This window comes from Pontimicrobium sp. SW4, assembly GCF_039954625.1.
GTDB lineage: Bacteria > Bacteroidota > Bacteroidia > Flavobacteriales > Flavobacteriaceae > Pontimicrobium.
In genome coordinates this window covers 1946262-1970445 of sequence record NZ_CP157199.1, presented here as the reverse complement: position 1 = coordinate 1970445, position 24184 = coordinate 1946262, and the positions used below count along the sequence as shown (strand labels likewise).

The following is a 24184-nucleotide window of genomic DNA, read 5'->3' as shown; positions in this document are numbered from 1 at the left end:
AGATTTATTTAATAAATCCATTCAACGCTTTAATCTTCAAACCCTCTAGAGTTTCAGCTTCAGTTTCTAATTCAATTTCAATGGATTCATTAGGAAGTAAGTCGAAAAAATTATTACTAAAATGTCCTTTTGTTTTAGTAAAAAGAAATACATCTTTTTGCAGAGTAGAGCTAGATAGTTTTATCTTAAATCCAGAAGAAATCTTTGTTATTTCGTGATTGATGTCAGCCTGTTGAAGTTTTAAGTCTTTAGGTTTTGCTAAATAATGAGTTGAGGTTGTATTGTTAAAACTCGATATGAGAACAGCATTCCTTTTGTCAATATTAATCAGATTTAGTTCATGCATCAATTCGCTACTGTTTTCTAAAGCGGTAATCTCTTTTGAATAAGTCCAAAGCTCTTTACCTGAAAAATCAATTAATTTTAAGTGAAGTGTGTCAGTTACAGCTTCTAAATTATCATTGATGATAAATGTTTTAAGTATATCTCCTTCAACTTTTGATGATATTAAAACATTGTCAAAAGCCTTTTTTGTTTTATAATGTAACGCTTTCCAGTTTCCGAAAAAGTCAATACTAGACCATGAAATTGAAGGCCAACAGTCATTCAATTGCCAATACAAAGTTCCCATATTATAAGGTTTTGCTCTACGTTGTGCTTCTAAGCCTTTGGTAATACCATATGCTTGTAATAGTTGACTCATGTATACATAATCTTCTGGGTTTGTAGCTACAGGAAAATCACGTTTCATGTACTCATCAATCAACTGAAATCCGCGAACATGCTTTTGATGGTTTTTAAACCCTACTGAAGTAATTTCTAACGAATCACTTTGATTGATATAATTAATAACTTCATAACTAGGAAAGGATTGCATCCCGAACTCACTCATAAATCTTGGAACACGCTCTTCAAGATGCTCAAAAGGATATCCATCATGCCAAATCCACCAATCATGAGCGTCACCTTCAAATTCGTATTTAGGATTTCCACGGCCATATTTTGGCGACGATTCCCAATAATCTGTATCAGTTAAATTAGCGACTGTATTTGGTAAAATAGAGTCAAACACTTTTAAATAATTACCCCATATTTCATCTTTTTCTTCTTGTTGTCTTCCGTCTTGCCAACCCCAACGATGCCAACCTTCGCTATTCTCGTTATTTCCACACCACAAAGCTATACTTGCATGATTTCTTAATCGTTTAACATTGTCAATAGCTTCTTGTTGTACATTTTGTAAATAGTCTTTATCTCCAGGGTACATCGCACACGCAAACATAAAATCCTGCCAAACTAGGATGCCTTTTTCGTCACACAACTCATAAAAAATATCGTTCTCATAAATGCCTCCTCCCCAAACTCGCAGCATATTCATGTTAGCATCAACAACATCATCAAGCAATTTTTCATAATGTGTTTTAGTAACTTTATTTTGCATATTGTTTTGCGGAATATAATTGGCACCTTTAGCATATACAGGAACATCATTGACTTTAAAATAAAAAGATTCACCAATGCTATCTTTTTCTGCAACTAACTCTATAGTTCGTAAACCTTTTTTAACTGAAATACTATCTAAAATAGTTTTGCCTTTTTTAACTACCACTTTGATGTCATATAAATAAGGGTCTCCTAAATTATGTGGCCACCAACGTTTTGGGTTTTTTATTGTAAATGGTATTATTTTAGAATCGTTAGTTAAAAAATCTTCTAAAGAAGCCTGTAATGAATCATTTACATAAATATCAAAGTTTAATTTTTTTAGCTTTGAGTTAGTATCCAATATTACTGCTAATTCAGCTATAGAATCATTTAAAGACGGTTGTTCAATATGAAAACCATTAATTTTATAATCATTCCAAGCTGCCAATTTCACAGGTCGCCAAATAGCACTAGTATTTAGTTTAGGTCCCCAATCCCAACCGTATTGAAATTGTGCTTTTCGGGTAAAAATGCGATTGCCTTCTGGCAAGGTATAACCTAATTTTTCTTTGGCTTGTTCTTCATGTTTTATAGTGTTTTTGAATAGAATCCGTAATACGTTTTCAGTTTTTAATAAGGATTTTACATCTACTTGAAACTCACGAAAGGCATTGTTAGTTTTTAAGATTAAGCTGTCATTTAAAAATATAGATGCATAAGTATCTAAACCTTCAAAATCAAGTTCGATATTCTTTTTTTGAAGTGTTTTTTTTTCTACAGAAAAGGTTGTTTTATATTCCCAATCAGTTTCTGAAATCCATTGTAAATCATGCTCATTGTTTCCAATGAATGGGTTTTGAATAAGACTATTTCCCAATAAATCAGAATGGACATTTCCTGGAACCGTAGCAGGATTCCAAGTTGATTCATTCGCTTTTTTGAATTGCCAATTATTGTGTAGCTCAATAGTTTGAGGTGCATCATGTTTAGTTTGACAGCTAAAGCAAATAAGTATTAAGAGTAGAATACTATATCGCATCAAAAATGGCTTTAATTTTTTTTGAATCAGAATAGGTGAGAGGTGTTGAAAATAATGAACTTTCAATTTCTATTTTTGATGAGGCAGACGCATGAATTTCATTTAAACCTACGTCTATAAATAATTTAGCATTTTTAGGGTTGATGCCACTCCCAGCTAAAATGGTTACTCTGTCATTTGCTTGTTCATGCAATTGTTTTAGTAGATTCAATCCTTTTTCTGCTGAGGTTTCCAAACCTGAGGTCAATACTCTATCAACGCCTAAGTCGATTAATTGTTCTAACGCCTCAAAAGGATTTTTTACACAATCAAAAGCACGATGGAAGGTAAATTGTAATGGTTTAGATAACTCAACCAATTCTTTAGTTCTTTCAATGTCAATCGTATTGTCGTTACTTAAAATACCAGAAACAATTCCAGAACAACCTAAATTTTTGCATAGTTGAATGTCTTGTTTCATGATGTCAAATTCCTCATTTGTGTAGAAAAAATTGCCACTTCGCGGACGTATTAAGACAAATATGGGAATAGAAAGCATATCTATTACTTGTTTTAATAAACCATAACTTGGTGTAATACCTCCAACTGACAATTCTTGACATAATTCTATACGATGAGCTCCTGCTTCTTGAGCATTTTTAGCAGATTGATAGGAGTTAGCACAAATTTCTAGTTTCATATTATCTCCTACAAAGGCAGGATTCTTTTTAATTCATTTTGTCACATCGAGTGATTTTGATTTATCAAAATTGTATCGAGATACTAGGTTCTCGATATAAAATTCTTGCACAATTTCACTCGAACTTACTAGAGGGTAATTAATTTACAATTATTTCATCAATAAATGTCCAAGCTTTGTTCCCAGCACCTTGTTTACCTTCTGGAATAACACCATAGTTTGGAATACTTAATCTTATAGTTTTCGCTTTACCAACTTTTATTATGTTAAGTGGAACTAATAGTTCTCCTGAACTTGGGATAGCTATTATTGATTCTTCATTGTTATCATAACTTATCGCTATTTGTTTAGGCGCATAAATCCATTGTCCTTGCCCATTATGAAATCGCGTTTCAATAGAGTTGATGTCTGTTTCTTCACCTAAATCAAAGGTTATTTCAATATCTTCTCCAGAAAAACCTAACCATTCTTTGTCACCATAACGAGAATCACTTCCAGAAATGCCATTGACTAATCCTGCAGCTCCACTTCCTGGGTAGGATTTATGTGGTTCTTTGTTTATTGTAATTTGTTTTCCAACGGCTTTGTGTAAATTAATGTCCTGCGAAAAGGTATCTCCTAATTTACTCTCTGTATTAAAAACTGCTGCTTTTAGAGTTGTACTTTCAGTAATAAGTATTGGGCTGCTATAAGCGCTAGAATTTATTGTTGGCTCGGTACCGTCTAAGGTATACCGAATGGTTTTTTCTTTAGAAGATGTTTCCAATTGATAGGCTAGTTTATCGTTTTTTGTTACTAGTTTGCCTTCGATTTCATATAAATGATTAGCATAATTGATATTCAAAGCATCCAAACGTTTATGAAAATGTTCAACTCTTGATACAAATTCCTTATAATTCCTTTGTTCAGGGTAGGACCATACAACTTCGCTTAAAGCTAAAATTCGTGGAAAAACCATATACTCAATATGCTGTGAAGTTTTCATGTATTCTGTCCACACATTGCCTTGAGCACCAAGAACATATTTTACTTCTTCTTGTGTTAATTCTTCAGGAATTGGATCAAAGCTATATACTTTCTCTAATGGCAAAAAGCCACCAATAGCAATTGGTTCATCTTTATTTTCGGATTGATAATGGTCAAAATAACAATGAGAACCAGGTGTTAAAATAACATTATGATGTTGTTTGGCAGCTTCTATGGCTCCATTAAATCCTCGCCAAGACATTACAGTTGCATTAGGAGCTAAACCACCTTCTAGGATTTCGTCCCAACCTATTATTTGTCTGCCTTTGTTGTTAAGGTATTTTTCAATTCTAGTAATAAAATAGTTTTGGAGCTCATGCTCATCTTTTAAGTCTTCTTTTTTAATAAGGGCTTGACAATGGTCACAATTTTTCCATCTTGTTTTTGGTGCTTCATCACCACCAATATGAATGTATTCACTAGGGAATAATGCTAATACTTCATCTAAAACATCTTCTAAGAAAGTAAAGGTCTCTTCTTTTGGACAATAAATGTCTTCAAAAACTCCCCATTTTGTTGCAACGTCAACTTGCTCTCTTGTACAACCTAATTCAGGATAGGCTGCAATGGCAGCTTGCGCATGTCCAGGAAGTTCAATTTCTGGAATAACCGTTACAAAGCGACTTTGAGCATATACAACAACATCTTTAATTTCTTCTTGTGTGTAATAGCCACCATATTTTTTACCATCAAATTGATGAGGTTGATCACTATAGTGTCCAATTAAAGTTTCATTTCTATAAGCTGCAACTTCTTGTAGTTTTGGGTATTTTTTAATTTCAATGCGCCAACCCTGATCTTCGGTTAAATGCCAATGGAAAGTATTCATTTTCAACATGGCTAAAGCATCAATGTATTTTTTGATAAAATCAATAGAAAACATGTGGCGACCAACATCTAGATGCATGCCTCTATATTTAAATTGAGGTTCATCTTTAATAGTTGCACAAGGAATAGCTGCTTTGTTATTTTTAAACGTATTATTTTCAAATTCAGAAGGAAGTAGTTGCCTTAACGATTGCACAGCATAAAAAGCGCCTTGGTCCGTTTTAGCTTTTATGTTTATGCTTTTTGGAAGAATCTCTAAAGAATAACCTTCATTAGTAAGATTTTCGTCTTTAATAAATGAAATTAAATTACTGCCTTCTAGTTTTATATTGCTGCCATCTTGAATAAAAGACTTTAAGAATTCGGCGGAAATTTTAAAAGTATCATCATAACTAATTCCAGTTGAAGAATTTAAGATGAATTGACCTTGATTAACAATTTCTTCTGATGGTTGTGGAATTATTAACAATTCTGTAGTTAATTTTTTGTCTTCTTTACAGTTGAATAAAATGCTCATAAAAAGCAGAGTGACGAGTATTTTCTTGTAATGCATTTTAGTATATTAGAAGCTTTAAATATAGCCTAAAAAGATAACTTTTTCTGAAATTATTTTATGGATATTCAGCAACAAATAAAAAAACTAAGCGAAGAACTTCGTTTGCACAACTATAATTATTACGTTTTCGATAAGCCAACTATAAGTGATTATGAGTTTGATATAAAGTTAAAACGACTTCAAGAGTTAGAAACAAAATATCCAGAATTTGCTGAAGTTGACTCGCCAACAAAGCGTGTTGGAGGAGAAATAACAAAGAATTTCGAAACTGTTGTTCATGAACACAGAATGTATTCGTTGGATAATTCGTATTCAAAAGAAGATTTATTGGATTGGGAAACACGTATTAAGAAAATGATAGATGGTGATGTGAAATATACATGTGAGCTTAAATATGATGGTGCTTCCATAAGTTTGACTTATGAAAATGGAAATCTAGTTAAAGCTGTTACTAGAGGAGATGGTACACAAGGTGATAATGTTACTGCCAATATTAAGACTATTAAATCGGTGCCTTTGAAATTAAAAGGGAATTATCCTTCAAAATTTGATATTCGAGGTGAAATTGTATTGCCATTTGAAGGGTTCAACAAAATGAACGAAGAACGTATAGAAATAGGAGAGGAGCCTTATAGAAATCCAAGAAATACGGCTTCTGGAAGCTTGAAACTACAAGATAGTGCTGAGGTTGCAAAACGACCTTTAGAGTGCTTACTATATAATATTACAGGTTCTAATTTAGGAATTAACACACAATTTGAAAGCTTAGAACTTGCAAGACAAATGGGGTTTAAAGTCCCAAATGCTGCAAAATTGGTAAACTCCATCGATGCTGTTTTAGAGTTTGTTGATTATTGGAATGTACATCGTCATAATCTACCTTACGAAACAGATGGCGTTGTAATTAAAGTCAATGATTTGCAACAACAAGAAGAATTGGGCTATACTGCCAAAGCGCCACGTTGGGCAATGGCTTATAAATTTAAAGCAGAACAAGTTTCCACTACATTAAATGAGATTAGCTACCAAGTTGGTCGTACAGGAGCTATTACACCTGTAGCCAATTTAGAGCCTGTGGAATTGGCTGGAACAACCGTGAAACGAGCGTCGTTGCATAATGCAGACCAAATTAAAAAATTAGATATTAGAGTTGGAGATGAGGTGTTTGTTGAAAAAGGAGGGGAGATCATCCCTAAAATTGTTGCTGTAGATTTAACCAAGCGACCAATAAATTCTTTATCTACACAATATATAACCCATTGTCCAGAATGCAATACTGAATTAGTAAGGCAAGAAGGGGAAGCACAACATTATTGTCCTAATTATAATGGTTGTAATCCACAAATTATTGGAAGAATACAGCATTTCATATCTAGAAAAGCTATGGATATTGAAGGGTTAGGAGGAGAAACGGTTGCATTATTGGTTAATGAAGGATTGATTAGTAATTATTCAGATTTATATGAATTAACAAAGGAGAGGGTGATGCCTTTGGAACGAATGGCAGAAAAAAGTGCTGAAAATCTGGTAAATGGTATTGAAGCATCCAAACAAATTCCTTTTGAACGTGTATTGTTTGCTTTAGGAATACGATATGTAGGTGAAACGGTTGCTAAAAAGCTTGCAAAACACTATAAAGGCATAGAGGCTTTATCTCAAGCGACTATAATAGATTTGGTAGCAGTTGATGAGATAGGGATTAAAATAGCAGAAAGTGTTGTTGATTTTTTTGCTTCAGAAGAAAATAGACATATTATTGATAGGTTAAAAGCATTTGGTATTCAATTGGCTTTATCTGAGGAGGTTTTAGCAAATCAGACAGAAAAACTGAAAGATCAAATTTTCGTTGTTTCTGGTGTGTTTGAAACAGTTTCACGTACTGAATTAAAGAAACTTATAGAAGATAATGGAGGTAAGGTTTCTTCATCAATTTCTTCTAAAACGACTTATTTAGTGGCTGGAGATAAAATGGGACCAAGTAAGCGTGAAAAAGCTAATAGTTTAAATATTCCTATAATCAATGAAAAAGACTTCTTACAGTTAATTATTTAGAATAATTATAAATAGAGTTTTTTATCGATAAAAAGCACTTTTTTATCGTTCAATTGTAATATATTGTTATATTTGTCTGACAAATAGACCCCAAATCTATATGCGAAAGACAAAATTATTGCTAGGTATAATAATAGTGCTTACTATTACTTTTCTTGGTTTCCAAATATTTGGATTGCAAGATATTGGTAGTATAGTTAGGTCTTTATTGTTGCCATTACTAACAGTTTTGTATTGTATATCTAACAAATGCAAGAAATCTTATTTCTTTTATTTTTTGGTATTATATTCTATTTCGGAGTTTTCAGGAGTCTTTTTTCCTTTAGCCGAAAACTCTATTTTAATTGATGATATTCTTTATTATGGAGGAAACTTATTATATATAGCTGCTTATTTTTGTTTAAGTATTAGTATATTAATAACAATGAATTTGCGTAGGATATTTAACCGTTTTCCTTTTCATATCATAATATTGATAGCTTTAGATATCTATAGCATTATATTGGTTACTGATACAGCTTATCAAAGTGACTTTTTGTATGGTATTATTGATTATTTAATTGAATTACTTTACAATACGTCAATTATGTTCTTGTTGACTGTAGCATTGATAAATTATATTAGCAGGGATTCTAAAAAAGCAATGAATTTATTGTTAGGAGCCATTTGTATAGTATTCTCTGAAGTTATTCAAGTTGCATATTTCTATGTTTCAGAAAAAAATATCTTGAGCATCGTCTATTCAGTGTTATTGGTATTTGCTTTTTGTTTCTTCTATATACAATCCAGTATGAGTTATATGAAAGCAAAAAAATACGAGGTACTTGAAAAACTAAAGGTATAATCTTTTACCGATTAACGGAACTTCTTTTCGATGCATATAAAGTACAATTGCTGATAAAGCAAAAGTAATTACCGCTGTAATAAACAACATGCCTCCATCATTTTTTACTTCAATACCTAATTGTGTTAAATGCATTATTATAGCGCCTCCAATAAGTCCAAGCGTTAATACCGCTCCTGCCCATACTGTTTTTGGAATTAATAATAAAATACCAGCAATGAGTTCTAAAACTCCAATACCAATTCTTCCGAAAGGCTCTAAACCAACTGTTTCAAAAATATAAACACTGTCTTCATGCGCAGTAAATTTAAAACGAAGTGTTTGAATTAAAATAAAGGCAATAATAATTCGTAATGCTAACGGAATGTACTTTTTCATATATAGTAAGTGCTAATTATCTTTTTTAGACGGCTAAAAAAGAAAGACTTACAATTAGATTAAAATTATACGATAATGGTGGTTCCGTTTGAGGATTTGTTTTTATCGCTATCAAAGTAAAAATCGATTTTTCCTAAATACAAACCATAGCAGCCTACTTGATTTACTAATACATTATTTCCAATACTATTTTTTTCAATGGTTGGTTTTGGTAAAAAGGTATGTGTGTGTCCTCCAATAATTAGGTCTATGTTTTTAGTTGCTCTGGCAAGGGTTAAATCTGAAGGCTTATCAGGATTATTTCGATAATTATAACCTAAATGCGATAAACAAATAACCAAATCGCAATGCTCTTCATCTTTGAGGATACGACTCATATCTTGAGCTATTTCTTTAGGATTTAGATATACAGTTTCTTTATATAAATCTTTAGTTACCAATCCATCTAATTCAATTCCTAAGCCAAAAACACCAATTTTAATACCATCTTTAATAAAAGTTTTATAAGGTTTTACATGTGTATCTAAAGCAGTATTTGAAAAATCATAATTAGCAGAAATAAAGTCAAATTTCGCATGTGGCAATTGTGCATATAAACCATCAATACCGTTATCAAAATCATGGTTTCCAATAGTAGCTGCGTCGTATTTAAGCATACTCATAAGCTTAAACTCAAGTTCACCACCATAGTAATTAAAGTATGGAGTGCCTTGAAAAATATCGCCTGCATCAAGTAATAACGTATTTGGGTTTCCCTTTCTAATATTCTCAACTAGATTGGCTCTTCTAGCAACACCACCTTTGTTAGCATTTCTACCATCATCTGGACCAAAAGGATCAATATGGCTATGTACATCGTTAGTATGTAAGATGGTAATTTTTTTCTGTAATGAACTACTAAAAGATGATAAAGCTAGACCACCTAATCCAATTAGAGCACTACTAGCAACAGTTTGTTGTAAAAAATCTCTTCGTTTCATTTTTGGATTATTTGGTTTTTATAAATCTATTGTCTGCGCTTAAATTAAGGGTGTCAACTTTTTTGAAATAGTCAATTAGTATATTTCTAATTTTATAGTCAAGTTTGTAAAGGGAATCTCCTTGTCTAAAAAAGCTCATATTATCACCTCCATTATATAAATAGTCGTTTGTGGCTACATAATATGTTTTGTTATCATCAATTGCTTCACCTTTTATTTTAGCATCTAACAATTCAAAATCACGATTTAATTTAATACTCATTCCCGAGATTGGATGCGCACGTTTTGCTTTTTGAAGATAGCTTATCATTTCTTTAACTGAAGTTCCTTTTAAATCAGTAACAACCACGCTATTTTCAAATGGCATTATTTGGTATGCGGTTCTGCTGGTTATATCTCCTTTTGAAAGGATGGATCTTATGCCTCCATGATTTAGCATAACAATGTCAATATCATTTCCTGTTCTGGCTTTAAATATTGGATTTGCCATTTCTTTGACAGCATCAGCCATAAAATTACCTATAGCTGTATTTAATTCGCCATCTGTTTTTGAGTAAGTGTCTAGAGAATATGCTAAAACACTATCAAGATCACTATTTACATGTTCTCTAAAAGGTTTAATAAAAGCTTCTATGTCTTTATTTCCAGAAAGAGAATCGTTTATTTCAATTCTTTTACCTTCTATTTTAGTAAGATGTACCTCCTGCTTACAAGACACGAGAAGAATTAATACAATTAGGCTTAAAAAATATCTGTTAGTCATTAACGTTTGTTGTTATATTTAATACAATTTAATATAAAGATGTTATATCTATCACAAATAGATTGAAAGTGCTTAATTGTAATAGTTTTAATCTTGCTGGTTTACTACATTTGTATAAACGCATAAATATAAATGTTTTTAAAACGATTTAAGGAAAAATCAAATCAAAAATATATCAACAATATATTAAATTCAAGGAGCGTAATTGCAGATTCACGAAAAATTGAATCGATTGGAATTATCCTCTCTTTTGATGAATTTAATAATTATGAAGCGTTTAAAAGTCTGTTTAAAGAGGTAAATATATTAGAGAATAAAGTGAAATTTATTGCTTTTATAACGGATGAAAAATTAACGCCTAATAATTGGGATGCTTTTTTTAATTCTAAAAACTTTGGTTGGAAGGGTAAGATTGAAAATGTAGAACTTGAAGAATTTATAAACACTGAATTTGATGCTCTTATAAGTTATTATAAAGAAGATAATTTAGAGCTAAATATGGTAACAGCTTTATCTAAAGCAAATTTCAAAATCGGCATTTCTGGAAATGATGAAAGGCTGAATGATTTTATAATAGATGTAAAACCAAATGAAGTAGAGCTATTTAAAATGGAATTGATTAAATATTTAAAAGTACTTAATAAGATATAATGAACACATTAGTAGGAACAGGAGTTGCCTTAGTTACTCCATTTAAAGACGATTTAAGTGTTGATCATGATGCACTTTCAAACATTGTAAAATTCAATGTGGATAATGGCACTAATTACTTAGTAATAAGCGGAACCACAGGAGAAAGTGTAACTATTTCTAATAAAGAAAAGCAAGATATTGTAGCTACTATAAAAAAGGCTAATGCAGGAAAATTGCCTTTAGTTTTAGGTATCGGTGGTAATAATACAGCAGCAGTAATTAATGAAATTAATAATACTGATCTTTCAGGTTTTGCCGCCATATTATCAGTAGCTCCTTATTACAGCAAACCAACTCAAGAAGGATTTTATCAACATTTTAAGGCTATTTCTCAAGTTTGTCCAATTCCAATTATATTGTACAACGTACCTGGACGTACAGCTAAAAATATGCTACCAGAAACAACATTAAGATTGGCTAGAGATTTTGATAATATTGTAGCTGTAAAAGAAGCTGGAAATAATCAACAACAGTATTTAGAGCTTTTGAAAGATAAACCAAAAGACTTTTTGATAATTTCTGGTGATGATGATTTAGCTTTAGGAGTCACTTTAGCAGGAGGTTCAGGTGTTATTTCGGTATTAGGACAAGCTTTTCCTAAAGATTTTTCGCGAATGATGCAATTAGGACTCGACGGTAAAGCTGCTGAAGCTTACTTGCTACACAATAAGTTTATGGAAATTACTAGTTTAATTTTTGAAGAAAATAACCCTGCTGGCATAAAAGCTGTCTTTGAAAGTATGAACTTATGTAAAGATACCGTTAGACTGCCTTTAGTACCTGCAACAAAAAGTCTAAAGGAGAGAATTAATGACTATGTAAAACAGTATTAAATCATTTAAAAGTTAAATATTACTTAAACGTTATTTAGAAGGAAAATGTCGTTATATTTTAGCTTAAAATAATTGTTTTTAAAATACGTTATAAATGTCTATTTTTGCATCCTGTTTAAAATCTATGAAGAGACTTATTTACATATTTATTATAACTATAACATTTAGTTCTTGTAGTGAATTTCAAAAAGCTATAAAATCTGAAGACATTGCAGTTAAATTTGCAATGGGAACAGAGCTTTACGATACTGGAAAGTACAGAAAAGCACTGCGTTTATTCGAGCAAATTGCTCCAAAATACAGAGGTAAACCTCAAGCGCAAAAGCTTATGTATATGAAAGCCAAAGCGCATTATGAAGTTGGTGATTATTATACATCTAATTATGAAATGGAACGTTTTGTAAATTCTTATCCTGAAAGTGAAAAAGCTGAAGAAATTGCCTTTTTAGGTGCAAAGAGCTATTATCATCTTCCTCCAATTTACAGTAAAGAGCAAAAAGAAACAGTAGAAGCGATTGAGAAAATGCAAACTTTTATCAACTTGTATCCTAATTCTAGCTATTTAGCTGAAGCAAATAAAATGGTTAAAGAGTTAGATTTTAAGTTAGAAAGAAAAGCTTACGAAATAGCAAAACAATATCACACAATTGCACCACACAATAGAGATTATGAAGCTCCTATTAAAGCATTCGATAATTTTATATTAGATTACCCTGGAGCTACCTATAAAGAAGAAGCTATGTTTTATAGATTAGATTCAGCATATAATTTGGCTGTTAATAGTGTAGAGTATAAAAAAGAAGAGCGTATAAAAAATGCAATTGCATTCTACGATACATTTAAAAGAAGATTTGCTAATTCATCATTTATCGAAAAAGCAGATAAAATGAATACAGAATTAGTAGAATTACAAAAACAATACGAAAACAAAGGTTAATTATATAAAGATGGATTTAAAGAAAGTAAATGCTCCAGTAAATACAGAGACGTACAATAGAAATAAAATTGATGCGCCTACTGGTAATATTTATGAAGCAATTTCTGTTATTGCAAGAAGAGCAGAACAAATTAACACGGAGATAAGAAAAGAACTTATCGATAAGTTAGAAGAGTTTGCTACATATAATGACAGTTTAGAAGAAATCTTCGAAAACAAAGAGCAAATTGAGGTATCTAAATTTTACGAAAAATTACCAAAGCCTCATGCATTAGCTGTTCAAGAATGGTTAAATGAAAAAATTTACTACAGAAATACTGAGCAAGATTCTCAAGAATAATTAGTGATGTTTATTTTAAGTGGCAAGAATATACTTCTAGGCATAACTGCTGGTATTGCTGCTTATAAAACAGCGTCATTAGTAAGATTGTTTATAAAAGCAGGTGCACATGTTAAAGTGGTCATGACACCTGCTTCTAAAGACTTCATAACCCCTTTAACCTTATCAACATTATCTAAGAACCCAGTTATCACCTCGTTTACAAACGACGAAGATGAAAACAACGTATGGAATAACCATGTGGAGTTAGGTTTGTGGGCTGACTTGTTTTTAATTGCTCCTGCTACAGCTAATTCACTTTCTAAAATGGCTTCTGGTAACAGCGATAATATGCTTTTAGCAACTTACTTATCAGCCAAATGTCCAGTGTATTTTGCACCAGCTATGGATTTGGATATGTACAAGCATGAGTCTACTAAAACCTCACTAGAAAAGCTTCAAAGTTTTGGGAATGTAATGATACCAGCAACTAGCGGAGAATTGGCTAGTGGACTGGTTGGGGAAGGTAGAATGGCAGAACCAGAAGATATTGTTGCGTTTATAGAAAACCATGTGCTTTCTGGACTTCCATTGCATAACAAAAAAGTATTAATTACAGCTGGACCAACGTATGAAGCAATAGATCCTGTTCGCTTTATTGGTAATCATTCAAGTGGAAAAATGGGTTTTGAAATTGCCAAAGCAGCATCACAACTAGGAGCTGAGGTTATTTTAATTACTGGACCAACACATCAAAGTGTGAGCAGTAATTTGATTAAAATTATTCCTGTAGTTAGTGCAGAAGACATGTACATTGCTGTCCATAATAGTTTTATAGAATGTGATATTGCTATTTTATCTGCAGCAGTTGCCGATTATAGACCAAAATTTGTAGCCGATAAAAAAATAAAAAAGAAAGATTCTACGTTAACCTTAGAGTTAGAAAAGACGAAAGATATACTTGGTTCTTTAGGAAAAATAAAGAAAAACCAAATTTTGGTTGGTTTCGCTTTAGAAACTAATAACGAATTAGAGAATGCAATTGGAAAGCTTAAATCTAAGAATTTAGATTTAATTGTATTAAATTCGTTAAATGATGAAGGTGCTGGTTTTGGTGGTGCTACCAATAAAGTAACTATTATCGATAAAAATGAAAGCAGTGTTAATTATGGCCTAAAATCTAAAGCAGAAGTTGCTAAAGATATTATGCAAGAAATATTAAAACAATACCATGCGTAAACTACTACTACTTATAGCCTCAGTATTTTGTTCGTTTGTTGTAACTTCACAAGAGTTAAATTGCGATATTATTGTTAATGCGCAGCAAACTGGTAACGAAAATGTTCAAGTATTTAAAACTTTAGAGAATCAGTTAAAAGAGTTTGTAAATAATACTAAGTGGACTAACAAGAGTTTTTCTCAGAATGAGCAGATTAATTGTAGTATGGTAATAAATATTACTGGATACAATAATGATGTTTTTCAAGGTTCCATACAAATAAGATCTTCAAGACCAATTTTTAATTCATCATATAGTACACCTATTTACAATTTTAACGATAAAGATTTTTCATTTAGATATCAAGAATTTCAAAACATCACCTACAACCCTAACCAATTTCAATCAAATTTAGTATCAGTACTAGCATATCATATCTATGTAATGTTAGGGATGGATGCTGATTCTTTTGCTTTAAATGGAGGTGATGAATATTACCAACAAGCAAGGACAATTTTAAGCTACTCGCAACAAAGTAATTTTAAGGGTTGGAAACCAGAAGATGGGCTGCAATCTAGATTTGTACTAATAGATAACTTATTATCGCCAACATACAAAGAGTTTAGAAGTACGTTATACAACTATCATATTGGTGGTTTAGATACTATGCATTTAAACCAAAAAAATGCAAAACAAAAAGTTTCTGATGCTCTTTCTGGGCTAGAAGCCATAAATAGAAGAAGACCAAGCTCATTTATTATGCGTGTGTTTTTTGATGCTAAAGCTGAAGAAATTGAAGACATATTTACAGATGGACCAAGTATAAGTATTACAGATTTGGTAGCATCTTTAACCAAAATGGCTCCAAACCATTCTAATAAATGGAGAAACATTAATTACTAAGCTTACATTACCATTTTATATTTAAATTTGTATCTCGTTTCTTGAAATAGATAATGAAGCGATTAACTCTTAAAGTAATTATTTTTGCTAACAGCCTTATCCATAAAAAATTACGCTTTAATTGAAGATTTACAAATATCTTTCAACAATGGTTTAAGTATTATTACAGGTGAAACTGGTGCTGGGAAATCAATTCTTTTAGGAGGCTTATCGTTAATTTTAGGGAAGAGAGCAGATATTAGTAGCGTAAAAGATGCTTCTAGAAAATGTGTTGTTGAAGCTACATTTGATATAGCCAATTACAACTTAAAGAAATTTTTTAAAGAGGAAGATTTAGATTATGAACCTGAAACAATTATAAGACGAGAAATTTTGCCGTCAGGTAAGTCGAGAGCTTTTATAAATGACTCACCAGTAAATCTAAATATATTAGCACAATTAGGAACTTTTTTAATTGACATTCACTCACAACATCAAACTTTAGAGTTAACCAATGACGATTTTCAGTTTCAAATTATTGATGCTTTAGCTAACAACGCAGAGTTATTAGAAGATTATAAAACTACACTAAAATTTTTCAACAAAGTGAAAAATGAATTACAATCATTAAGGCTTCAAAAAGCTGAAGCACTTAAAGAATATGATTATAATTTGTTTTTATTTAATGAGTTAGAAGATGCGCAATTAGTTTCAGGGGAGCTTCAAGAATTAGAAAATGAATATGAATCATTAAATAATGTTGAAGAAATAAAAGAAGAATTACTATTATCAAATCAATTACTTAATGAAGAGCAAATAGGAATCCTAAACAATTTGACTTTACTAAAAAATAGCTTGCAAAAACTGTCCAAATTATCTAAAACGTATTCAGAATTGTTTGATAGAGTAAATAGTACGTTAATAGAATTGGACGACGTATTTGGAGAAATAGAAAACGCTCAAGGAAATTTAGAAGCAAACCCTAATAGACTAGATGAGGTTAATGTAAAACTTCAAAAAATTCATAATTTATTATTAAAGCATTCAGCATCTAATATTGATGAATTAATTGAAACAAAAACACAATTATCAGAAAAAGTATTAGTTACAGAGACTATTGAAGATGCCATTCTCGAAAAAGAGAATACTTTAAAAACATTAGAGCAATCTCTTAATAAACTAGCTGAAGATTTACATAAAAAAAGAAATAAAGCTATTCCAGAATTGTCAAATCAATTAGAAGCTATACTGATAGATCTTGGTATGCAAAATGCCAAATTTAGTATTTCAGTTACAAAAGAGAATAGTTTTTATAACAATGGAAAAGATAATTTAAACTTCTTATTTACAGCAAATAAAGGAGGTGATTTTAAACTTTTAAAGAAAGCAGCTTCTGGTGGAGAATTATCTAGAATTATGTTAGCTGTAAAATCTATTTTGGCTAAATATATTCAGTTGCCATCTATTATGTTCGATGAAATTGATACGGGAGTTTCTGGAGAGATTTCAAATAAAATGGCAGCCATTATGCAGCAAATGAGTAAGTCTATGCAAGTATTTACAATTACGCATTTACCACAAATAGCAGCAAAGGGGGATACACATTTTAAGGTTTTTAAAGAAGATGTAGATAATAAAACGACTACACAAATGGTAAAACTAAATACAGATGAGCGTATTGTAGAAATTGCTCAAATGTTAGGAGGAAAAGAAATGTCAACATCTGCAATTGCACATGCTAAACAATTATTGAATTAATAGTATCTTTGCTAACTCAAACTAACTAAACATTACAAGATGTCATACAATTTATTAAAAGGAAAACGAGGAATTATATTTGGAGCATTAGACCCTAATTCTATTGCATGGAAAACAGCCGAAAGAGTTCATGAAGAAGGAGGAACTTTTGTATTAACTAATGCGCCAATTGCAATGCGTATGGGGCAAATTAATGACTTAGCTGAAAAAACAGGCTCAGAAATCATACCTGCAGATGCAACCTCACTTGAAGATTTACAAAATTTGGTTGAAAAATCTATGGAAGTTTTAGGAGGTAAATTGGATTTTGTATTACATTCTATAGGAATGTCTGTAAATGTTAGAAAAGGACGAGCTTACACAGACCAAAATTACGATTGGACTCAGAAAGGAACAGATGTATCGGCAATGTCTTTTCATAAAGTCATGCAAACATTATATAAAAATGATGCTATGAATGAATGGGGAAGTATTGTAGCCTTAACATATATGGCAGCACAACGCGTATTTCCAGATTATAATGATATGGCAGATAATAAAGCCTATTTAGAGAGTATTGCGCGAAGCTTTGGATACTTTTTTGGGAAAGATAAAAAAGTACGTGTAAATACGATTTCTCAATCACCTACACCAACAACTGCAGGTAAAGGAGTTAAAGGATTTGATGGGTTTATTGCTTATGCAGATAAAATGTCTCCACTTGGTAATGCAACTGCTTTAGATTGTGCTAATTACACAGTAACTTTATTTAGTGATTTAACAAAACGTGTAACACTTCAAAATTTATTTAATGATGGTGGTTTTAGTAATATGGGAGTAAGTGATGCAGTTATGAGTACATTTATGGGAGAAGAATAAAATATATTAAGTAATATTTTCAATTAAAGCCTCTGATTATCAGGGGCTTTTTGCTTTCATTATTATCTGTCTTATCCTAAGTTTTTTATCGAAATAAAGAACGTCGCTAATCGGTTCAACGTAAATTTTTTATCGTTTAACGAATAATAGTTTACAACTTCCCTTTTTTGTAGTAATATGCGCCTGATTTACCTTAATCACAACAAAATAAACTTAACAAAATAGTAATAATATGAAAAAAATTACACTACTGACCTTACTTATGTGGTCATCTTTATTTTACGGACAAGAATACCTTAACGAAGATTTCGAAGGTTCTTTTTTACCAGCTAGTTGGGCAGATGTAGCAGGAACTGGAGATGTTGCGGGTTACCCTTGGGCAGCAACAACAAATGCTGCGAACTCTGGAACAAAATCTGCATTTTATAATGAATTATTTAATTTATCTCATGGTGAAAATGCTGGATCTCCAGATGCAAAAAATAAATGGTTGGTAACACCAGCAATGAATTTTACTTCTGCAACTAATCCGGAATTAACTTATTATGAAACGGTTAGGTTCCCAGATTTCCCCGCAACAACAGGCGTGTATTACTCGACAGATTATGCTGGAGATGCAAATACTGCAACTTGGATAGCTGTTAATACTACTTTTGGGTTTACTAGTGGAGAAGATTTAGTATGGAAAATTAGAGGAGCTTTTGATTTGTCTGGAGCAAATGGAAATTCTTCTGTAGTTCTAGGATTTAATTATCAAGGAACAAGTGATTCAGAATGGTTTATTGATGATGTATTAGTAAGAGAAGCACCAACTTGTGTTGAACCTTCTTTTGGAAGTATTTCTAATGTAATGGCGACTAGTGTTGATTTTTCTTGGACAACTGGACCTGGCGGAACAGAGACACAATGGGATGTTAATTTATTAGATATAACAGGTGGAGATACTGATCCTGATGCAGATGGAACAATAACAAATACACCAGGTGTACCTAGTGCTAATCAATTTACCTTTACATCTTTAACTCCAGGAAACTCTTATGCAGCATATGTAAGAGCAGATTGTGGGGGTGGAGATAAAAGTGCTTGGACTGGTCCATTTGCTTTTGATACATCTTCAAGCAATGATGATTGCTCAGGAGCTGAAGTGTTTACACAAGAAATTGAAATAGCTACTTCGGCATCAGCTACAGCGCACAATGGAACTATTAGTGGTGCTACCAATTCTGGTTTAGCTGCTGAAATGTGTAATGGAAGTGCTGGAACTGCAAATGACGATGTTTGGTTCGAATTTGAAGCTAGAACAGATGCTGTAAATATTACTTTTGAGAGTATGGATTTTGACGGTGTAGCTATGCTGTATTCTGGTACATGCGGTTCTTTAACTTTAATAGATTGTGCAGACGACACTTTTAGTGGATCTAATGACACAGAAGAAATTAATGCTTCAGGCTTAACTGCTGGTGATACTTATTATGTTAGAGTATTCAGTTGGGATGCGACACCTGTTGCCGATGGAAGCTTTACTGTTAAAGTTTGGTCTTCAGAATCTTTATCAATTGAAGATAACAATGATTTGGTTGAATTTAAGTTATATCCAAACCCAGTACAAGATAAGCTTAATTTAAGAGCTCAAGATAGCATAGAAAACGTATCTGTTTATAACATGTTAGGACAAGAAGTATTACGCCAAACTCCTAATAGAAATGCAAGTGAAGTAGATATGTCTGCTTTACAAACAGGTTCTTATTTTGTGAAAGTTACTATTAATGGAGTAACTGAAACTAAACAAATAATAAAAAGATAATATCTTATTTATATAAAACTAAAGCCTCGTTTTACGAGGCTTTTTTTATGCGTTATTTTTAGCAATTAAATATCAGTGCTTTCGTTACCTTTGTATTAATATGACTGCAAACGACCTATCATTTATAATTCCAATTTTTAATAGACCAGAAGAAGCAAAAGAACTTTTGGAAAGTTTTGCTGCTTTAGAGGGTAGCAAAGATTTTGAAATTGTTATTGTAGAGGATGGTTCAAATATTAGCTCTGAATCAGTCGCTCAGGAATATAAATCGCAATTAAATATTTCATATTATTTTAAAGAAAATTCTGGACCTGGAGATTCGAGAAATTATGGTATGAAAAAGGCAACAGGGAGTTATTTCATCATTTTAGATTCTGATTGTGTATTGCCAAAACAATATTTAATTAAAGTTTTAAATAGTTTAAACAATAATTATGTGGATTGCTTTGGCGGTCCTGATGCTGCCCACAACTCATTTAGTAACATACAAAAGGCAATAAATTTTGCAATGACCTCTTTTATATCTACTGGAGGTATAAGAGGTAAGGCGTCTAGTATTAACAAGTTTCAACCAAGAAGTTTCAATATGGGAATCTCTAAAAAAGCGTTTGATGCTACAGGAGGTTTTGGTCGTATACATCCTGGAGAAGATCCAGATTTATCTATTAGATTATGGAAACTTGGTTTTGAAACAAAACTTATTACTGAAGCTTATGTATATCATAAACGAAGGATATCATGGTCTAAATTTTACAAACAAGTATATAAATTTGGCTCAGTTCGACCAATTTTAAACAAATGGCATCCTGACACAAAAAAAATAACTTATTGGTTTCCTACTTTGTTTTGCTTAGGAGTGATACTGTCGTTAATAGCATTAATTTTTAACATAACATTCCTTATTTATTTGGTTTTTTGCTACTTTGCTTTGAGCTTTATTACCGCATTAATTAAAACTAAAAACGTAACTGTTTCTGTGTTAGCAATAATGGCTATATTAATTCAGTTTTTTGGATATGGGTATGGTTTCTTGAAGTCAACTTTAAAGCTTTTATTTTCTAAGAAAAGTGCAGAGAATTTATTTCCAAATTTATTTTTTAAAGGCATTTCATGAGACTATTTAAGCAAAATATTCTATCATATTTTAAAAGTAAGAGACTTAACGTGTTTTTGCTTTTTATTGTATTAGCTTTTTTGTTTTCTGTATTGTCAAAGCTTTCTCAGCGATACACGCATAGTTTTGTATTTAAAATAAATGCTATTAATGTTCCTGAAGATCATGTTGTTTTAAGTGATTCGACTAATGTTATGACTATTGCTTTAACAACGTATGGTTTTAGGCATATTAAGTATTATTTAAGAAACCCAGAAATTGATGTAGACTTTAGTAATTTAGATAAGACAAAAACCCATTATAAATGGATTGAATCGAATGAGATATCAAAAATAATCAATCAATTTGCCACAAATATCACTGTAGAAAATATAACACCCGATACAATAGCTTTTCGGTATGATGTAAATTCTGTAAAAATGGTGCCAGTGAAATTAGTGTCAAATATTAAATTTTCTGCTGGATACGATGTTATTAATGCGTATCAATTAGAACCAGATTCAATTAAAATAATTGGTCCAAAATTAATCACAGATTCAATTTCAGAAATTAAAACAAAATCGCTTAATTTAGAAAATATCAATGCAGACATTAACCATATTATTGAATTAAATTTGCCAAAAAATAGTAAAGAGATAAAAGTTTCTAAAAGTACCGTTGAAGTAAAAGGGAAAGTTGAAAAATTTACCGAAGGTACTATTGAAGTGCCTGTTAATGTTATAAATGTTCCAGAAAATATAAAGATAAATTTTTATCCAAAGACAGTTCCAGTAATTTTTTATACTAGTTTAAGTAATTTTAAATCTATTTCTTCAAGTAGTTTTTTGGTACAATGCGATTTCAATACCATTAAAGAAAACAATACACATTTAGTTCCTAGTATAGTAAATCAACCAAATAAAATTAAATCTGCTAAATTAAATGTAAAGCAAATTGAATTTATAATCGTCAATTAAGTTTATGATGAGCAAAATTATAGGATTAACTGGAGGAATAGGAAGTGGAAAAACAACAGTTGCAAATATGTTTTTCGAGCTAGGTGTACCCATATATATTGCAGATGTTGAAGCTAAGAAGCTAATGAACAGGTCCAAAATAATTAAAAGGAAACTCATAAAATTATTTGGAGAAGAAGCATACTTAGATGATAAATTAAACAAGCCCTTTATTGCCGAAAAAATATTCAGTAATAAGAAAATGCTTGAAAAAATGAATGCTATTATTCATCCAAAAGTAGCTACTCATTTTAAACGTTGGGTTACCAAACAAAAGACACCATATATTATTAAGGAAGCAGCCATTCTGTTCGAAAATAATAATTATTTGCACTGTACTGCTGTGATATTAGTTGTAGCAGATAAGGAGACTAGAATTCAACGCGTGATTAAAAGAGATAACTCATCTAAAGAGCAAATAAACGCAATAATTGATAACCAATGGAGTGATGAAAAAAAAATAAGATTATCTCAATTTGTTATTTATAATAATACATTACTTGATACTAGAAATCAGGTAGAAAAAATTCACGAAAAGATACTCACTACCATTTGTGAAATCTAAATTTTAACATTTGTGTTAATGTAAGGTTAAATGGTATTCTATCTAGATGTTAAAATGTTAATTTTGAGTGATGGGTAAAAAGCTATTCGTCTTGTTGGTAATATTAATGAGTTTGTCGCTTGTTGGAATTATTTTTGTACAAGCTTATTTTATTAATAATACGTTTAAAAATGAAGAAGAGCAGTTTACGTTTAATGTAAAAAAGGCGCTTACTTACACATCCGATAAAGTTGTTGAGTTAGAATACGATAAGTATGTAAATGAGCTAAAAAAGTTATTAGCCAAAGGTACAGTACCCGATTCAACCGATTTAAGAACAATTTTGGTTTATAAGCAAAATGATAACACCAACCAAATTGAAATATATGACACAGGTGTTTTAGAAGAAAGATTTACGCTCTTTGACATAGGTTTAGGTTTAGATAGTTCTACTATTAGTAGGTTTACAGGTTATTCTACCAGAAAGGTATTTAATAATATCGATATGGATAGTGATTTGCCAATTACACCTACGAAAACTACAAAAAGTATTTATTCTTTAAATAAGCTTCAAATGTCAGCTTTTGAAACGCAATATAGAGAAGAAGCTCAAAACACACCAATTCACTTACGAGTATCAAAAAATACAATAAGAGAGTTACTTAGCAAGAAACTATTAGAAAATAATATTGATATAGATTTTGAATTTTCTATTTATCATAAAGACTTAGCTACAAAAGTACAGTCCAATAATTTTGAATTACAACAAGCTAAATTAGGAGTGCCTATTTTTTTAGACAATAATGATGAAAGTGAATATACTTTATATATTAATTTTCCGGATAGAAATAAATTCATTTTATCCTCAATAGTAGGAATGGCATTACTAGCAATAATATTTACAGTCATCATTATTATTGCGTATGCAAGTGCATTATTTCAATTAATAAAGCAACGTCAAATTTCACAAATAAAGACCGATTTTATTAATAACATGACGCATGAGTTTAAAACGCCAATAGCAACAATAAACTTAGCATTAGATGCGATACGAAATCCAAAAATTATTGGAGATGAAGACAAGGTAAAGCGATATCTTGGAATGATAAAGGATGAAAATAAACGTATGCATGCGCAAGTTGAAAATGTACTTAGAATATCTAAACTTGAAAAGAACGAACTTAATATTAGTAAAGAAAGAGTTAAGCTTCATGACATAATAAATGATGCAGCAATGCACATTGAACTAATTGTGGAGGATAGGAACGGTTACGTAAAAACACATTTAGATGCTATAAATTGTGACGTGTTAGCCAATGAAACACACTTTACTAACGTTATAGTAAATATATTAGACAATGCTGTAAAGTATTCTAATGATGAACCTAAAATAGATATATATACCGAAAATGTTGGAAACAACATTTTATTAAAAATACAAGATCAAGGTAACGGAATGTCAAAATCCGTCCAAAAGAGGGTGTTCGAAAAATTTTATAGAGAACACACTGGTGATGTACATAATGTAAAAGGCCATGGATTAGGTCTTTCTTATGTTAAAAGAATTGTTGAAGACCATCAAGGTCACGTATCAGTAGAAAGTGAAAAAGGAAAAGGTAGTACCTTTATTATTAAGCTACCATTAATATCATAAATAG

General features: G+C 31.2%; 21 protein-coding genes. 15 read left to right on the top strand and 6 right to left on the bottom strand.

Annotated features, from left to right (window positions below):
- Nucleotides 1-4 precede the first annotated feature (4 nt).
- The 3 genes from ABGB03_RS09210 to ABGB03_RS09200 all read right to left on the bottom strand — a co-directional run bounded on the left by ABGB03_RS09210 (nt 5) and on the right by ABGB03_RS09200 (nt 5514).
- Nucleotides 5-2464: a glycoside hydrolase family 2 protein gene (locus ABGB03_RS09210; protein WP_347922166.1), complete on the bottom strand. Its 2460-nt coding sequence runs from the start codon at nt 2462-2464 to the stop codon at nt 5-7.
- Nucleotides 2454-3143, bottom strand: a complete 690-nt coding sequence (locus ABGB03_RS09205) for a copper homeostasis protein CutC (protein WP_347922164.1) — start codon at nt 3141-3143, stop codon at nt 2454-2456. Before ABGB03_RS09205 ends, ABGB03_RS09210 begins: the two co-directional genes overlap by 11 nt.
- Nucleotides 3144-3282: 139 nt before the next feature.
- Nucleotides 3283-5514, bottom strand: a complete 2232-nt coding sequence (locus ABGB03_RS09200; RefSeq protein ID WP_347922162.1) for a family 20 glycosylhydrolase — start codon at nt 5512-5514, stop codon at nt 3283-3285.
- Nucleotides 5515-5610: 96 nt separating this feature from the next.
- Between ABGB03_RS09200 and ligA the strand changes: the two genes are divergently transcribed.
- A complete protein-coding gene (gene ligA, locus ABGB03_RS09195; RefSeq protein ID WP_347922161.1) occupies nt 5611-7605 on the top strand; it encodes an NAD-dependent DNA ligase LigA in 1995 nt (664 codons plus the stop codon).
- Nucleotides 7606-7705: 100 nt separating this feature from the next.
- Nucleotides 7706-8449, top strand: a complete 744-nt coding sequence (locus ABGB03_RS09190; RefSeq protein ID WP_347922160.1) for a hypothetical protein — start codon at nt 7706-7708, stop codon at nt 8447-8449.
- Here the strand turns inward: ABGB03_RS09190 and ABGB03_RS09185 are convergent.
- The 3 genes from ABGB03_RS09185 to ABGB03_RS09175 form a co-directional block, all read right to left on the bottom strand.
- Nucleotides 8438-8827: a DoxX family protein gene (locus ABGB03_RS09185; protein ID WP_347922158.1), complete on the bottom strand. Its 390-nt coding sequence runs from the start codon at nt 8825-8827 to the stop codon at nt 8438-8440. The two genes, ABGB03_RS09190 and ABGB03_RS09185, sit on opposite strands and share 12 nt — an antisense overlap.
- Nucleotides 8828-8892: 65 nt before the next feature.
- Entirely contained in the window at nt 8893-9807 is a 915-nt protein-coding gene (locus tag ABGB03_RS09180) for a metallophosphatase (protein ID WP_347922156.1), read from the bottom strand.
- 7 nt (nt 9808-9814) lie between these two features.
- Nucleotides 9815-10570, bottom strand: a complete 756-nt coding sequence (locus ABGB03_RS09175) for a 5'-nucleotidase C-terminal domain-containing protein (RefSeq protein ID WP_347922154.1) — start codon at nt 10568-10570, stop codon at nt 9815-9817.
- Between the two features lie 132 nt (nt 10571-10702).
- On the opposite strand from ABGB03_RS09175, the gene ABGB03_RS09170 reads away from it, so the two are divergent.
- The 13 genes from ABGB03_RS09170 (at nt 10703) to ABGB03_RS09110 (ending at nt 24180) form a co-directional block, all read left to right on the top strand.
- Nucleotides 10703-11221, top strand: a complete 519-nt coding sequence (locus ABGB03_RS09170) for a hypothetical protein (RefSeq protein WP_347922152.1) — start codon at nt 10703-10705, stop codon at nt 11219-11221.
- Nucleotides 11221-12096 (top strand): 4-hydroxy-tetrahydrodipicolinate synthase, encoded by an 876-nt coding sequence (gene dapA, locus ABGB03_RS09165; protein WP_347922151.1) that lies wholly within the window; start codon nt 11221-11223, stop codon nt 12094-12096. Before ABGB03_RS09170 ends, dapA begins: the two co-directional genes overlap by 1 nt.
- A 124-nt stretch (nt 12097-12220) precedes the next feature.
- Entirely contained in the window at nt 12221-13033 is an 813-nt protein-coding gene (gene bamD, locus ABGB03_RS09160; RefSeq protein WP_347922149.1) for an outer membrane protein assembly factor BamD, read from the top strand.
- 10 nt (nt 13034-13043) lie between these two features.
- Entirely contained in the window at nt 13044-13373 is a 330-nt protein-coding gene (locus ABGB03_RS09155) for a DNA-directed RNA polymerase subunit omega (protein ID WP_347922147.1), read from the top strand.
- Nucleotides 13374-13379: 6 nt separating this feature from the next.
- Nucleotides 13380-14591 (top strand): bifunctional phosphopantothenoylcysteine decarboxylase/phosphopantothenate--cysteine ligase CoaBC, encoded by a 1212-nt coding sequence (gene coaBC / locus ABGB03_RS09150; RefSeq protein ID WP_347922144.1) that lies wholly within the window; start codon nt 13380-13382, stop codon nt 14589-14591.
- The gene (locus ABGB03_RS09145) at nt 14584-15474 is read left to right on the top strand and encodes a DUF4835 family protein (protein WP_347922141.1); all 891 of its coding nucleotides are present in this window, start codon (nt 14584-14586) and stop codon (nt 15472-15474) included. Before coaBC ends, ABGB03_RS09145 begins: the two co-directional genes overlap by 8 nt.
- A gap of 84 nt (nt 15475-15558) precedes the next feature.
- Nucleotides 15559-17211 (top strand): DNA repair protein RecN, encoded by a 1653-nt coding sequence (recN, locus tag ABGB03_RS09140; RefSeq protein ID WP_347922139.1) that lies wholly within the window; start codon nt 15559-15561, stop codon nt 17209-17211.
- 39 nt (nt 17212-17250) lie between these two features.
- Nucleotides 17251-18069 (top strand): SDR family oxidoreductase, encoded by an 819-nt coding sequence (locus tag ABGB03_RS09135; RefSeq protein WP_347922137.1) that lies wholly within the window; start codon nt 17251-17253, stop codon nt 18067-18069.
- 232 nt (nt 18070-18301) lie between these two features.
- A complete protein-coding gene (locus ABGB03_RS09130) occupies nt 18302-19873 on the top strand; it encodes a T9SS type A sorting domain-containing protein (RefSeq protein WP_347922134.1) in 1572 nt (523 codons plus the stop codon).
- A gap of 100 nt (nt 19874-19973) precedes the next feature.
- Nucleotides 19974-20987, top strand: coding sequence for a glycosyltransferase (locus ABGB03_RS09125; protein ID WP_347922131.1), 1014 nt, complete (start codon nt 19974-19976; stop codon nt 20985-20987).
- Entirely contained in the window at nt 20984-21943 is a 960-nt protein-coding gene (locus tag ABGB03_RS09120) for a YbbR-like domain-containing protein (protein WP_347922128.1), read from the top strand. The genes ABGB03_RS09125 and ABGB03_RS09120 overlap by 4 nt, the downstream gene beginning before the upstream one ends.
- A gap of 7 nt (nt 21944-21950) precedes the next feature.
- Nucleotides 21951-22547 (top strand): dephospho-CoA kinase, encoded by a 597-nt coding sequence (coaE, locus tag ABGB03_RS09115; RefSeq protein ID WP_347922125.1) that lies wholly within the window; start codon nt 21951-21953, stop codon nt 22545-22547.
- A gap of 91 nt (nt 22548-22638) precedes the next feature.
- A complete protein-coding gene (locus ABGB03_RS09110) occupies nt 22639-24180 on the top strand; it encodes a HAMP domain-containing sensor histidine kinase (protein ID WP_347922122.1) in 1542 nt (513 codons plus the stop codon).
- The last annotated feature ends 4 nt before the right edge of the window (nt 24181-24184 follow it).